This is a genomic window from Actinoplanes solisilvae, from assembly GCF_003999975.1.
GTDB classification, from domain to species: domain Bacteria; phylum Actinomycetota; class Actinomycetes; order Mycobacteriales; family Micromonosporaceae; genus Actinoplanes; species Actinoplanes solisilvae.
On the sequence record NZ_RJAC01000127.1, the window covers coordinates 1 to 516 of the forward strand.

The following is a 516-nucleotide window of genomic DNA, read 5'->3' on the forward strand; positions in this document are numbered from 1 at the left end:
TGCGTAGTGGTTCTTGCCGGCGGCTTTGGCGGTGTACATCGCTTCGTCGGCGTTTCGGATGGTGGTGTCGGCGGTGTCGCCGTCCCGATAGAGGGCGATACCGGCGCTGGCCGTGACGTGGCAGACCTGGCCGTCGATGTCGAAGGGGTGCTGCAGCGCGCTGATGATCCGGTCGGCCACGATCTTAGCGTCCTCGACGGTGGTGATCTGCTCGGTGAGGACGGCGAACTCGTCGCCGCCGAAGCGCCCGACGGTGTCGCCGGTGCGGGTGCAGTCCTGCAGCCGGACGGCGACCTCGGACAGCAGGGCGTCGCCGGTGCCGTGTCCGAAGGTGTCGTTGATCTGTTTGAAGCCGTCCAGGTCGACGAACAGGACCGCCAGGGTCGAGGTGCCGCGTTCGTGGGTCGCGATGGCGTGGTCGACCCGCTCTTGGAACAGGACCCGGTTCGCCAGCCCGGTCAGCGGGTCGTGCAGGGTGCGGTGGTGCAGTTCGCTCTCGCGTTCACGCAGCTGCGC

1 protein-coding gene is annotated in these 516 nt (G+C 68.0%); it reads right to left on the reverse strand.

Annotated features, from left to right (window positions below; translation table 11 throughout):
- Positions 1-516: GGDEF domain-containing protein (locus EER30_RS46845; protein WP_164842824.1), on the reverse strand; the 516-nt coding region annotated here is incomplete at both ends.